Source organism: Mycobacterium sp. E3198 (assembly GCF_001667015.1).
Taxonomy (GTDB): domain Bacteria; phylum Actinomycetota; class Actinomycetes; order Mycobacteriales; family Mycobacteriaceae; genus Mycobacterium.
The window spans coordinates 1-1478 of sequence record NZ_LZIS01000053.1 but is presented as its reverse complement, the minus strand read 5'-3'; the positions used below and the strand labels follow the sequence as shown (position 1 = coordinate 1478).

The 1478-nt window shown below is 63.9% G+C and carries 1 protein-coding gene; it reads right to left on the bottom strand.

Annotated features, from left to right (window positions below; translation table 11 throughout):
• Nucleotides 1-41 precede the first annotated feature (41 nt).
• The coding region (gene ahcY / locus A5673_RS06300; protein ID WP_068228640.1) for an adenosylhomocysteinase at nucleotides 42-1478 on the bottom strand (1437 nt) is incomplete at its 5' end.

The following is a 1478-nucleotide window of genomic DNA, read 5'->3' as shown; positions in this document are numbered from 1 at the left end:
GCCAAAATCTCGCAACAGCTTCACGCTCGGCGAGCGAGGGCTCAGTAGCGGTAGTGGTCGGCTTTGTAGGGGCCGTCGACGTCGACGCCGATGTATTCGGCTTGTTCTTTGGTGAGTTTGGTGAGTTGGCCGCCGAGCGCTTCGACGTGGATGCGGGCGACTTTTTCGTCGAGGTGTTTGGGGAGCCGGTAGACCTCGTTGTCGTATTCGTCGTTTTTGGTCCACAGCTCGATCTGGGCGATCACCTGGTTGGAGAAGCTGTTGCTCATCACGAATGAGGGGTGCCCGGTGGCGTTGCCCAGGTTGAGCAGCCGGCCCTCGGAGAGCAGGATGATCGACTTGCCGGAGTCGGGGAAGGTCCACACGTCGACCTGCGGGCGGATGTTGACCTTGGTCGCCCCGGACTTTTCGAGTTGGGCGACCTGGATCTCGTTGTCGAAGTGCCCGATGTTGCCCAGCACCGCGTAATCCTTCATCGCCTTCATGTGCGCCAGGGTGATGATGTCCTTGTTACCGGTGGCGGTGATGACGATGTCGGCCTCCCCGATGGCGTCCTCGACGGTGGTGACGTCGTAGCCCTCCATCAACGCCTGCAGCGCGTTGATCGGGTCGATCTCGGTGACCACCACGCGGGCGCCCTGGCCCTTGACCGAGTCCGCGCAGCCCTTGCCGACATCGCCGTACCCGCAGACCAGCACCTTCTTGCCGCCGATCAGCACGTCGGTGCCGCGGTTGATGCCGTCGATCAGCGAATGCCGGCACCCGTATTTGTTGTCGAACTTCGACTTGGTCACCGAGTCGTTGACGTTGATCGCCGGGAACGCCAAATCCCCGGCCGCGGCGAACTGATACAGCCGCAACACCCCGGTGGTGGTCTCCTCGGTCACCCCCTTGACCGACTCCGAGATCGTGGTCCACTTGTCCTTGTCGGTCTCGAACCGGTTGCGCAGCAGCTCCAAGAAGACCTTCCACTCGGTGGGGTCGTCGTCCTCGGCGGGGGGCACCACGCCGGCCTTTTCGTACTGCGCGCCGCGCAGCACCAACATGGTGGCATCCCCGCCGTCATCGAGGATCATGTTGGCCGGCTCCTCAGGCCAGGTCAGCATCTGCTCGGCCGCCCACCAATACTCCTCCAGCGTCTCGCCCTTCCAGGCGAACACCGGCACCCCCCGGGGCTCCTCGGGCGTGCCGTGCGGGCCGACGACCACCGCGGCCGCCGCGTGGTCCTGGGTGGAAAAGATGTTGCACGACGCCCACCGCACCTGCGCGCCCAACGACACCAACGTCTCGATCAGCACCGCGGTCTGCACCGTCATGTGCAGCGACCCCGAAATGCGCGCCCCCTTGAGCGGCTGCACCTCGGCATACTCCCGGCGCAACGACATCAACCCCGGCATCTCCTGCTCCGACAGCTCAATATCGCGGCGCCCGTAATCCGCCAACGACAAATCGGCCACCTTGAAATCAATACCGTTACG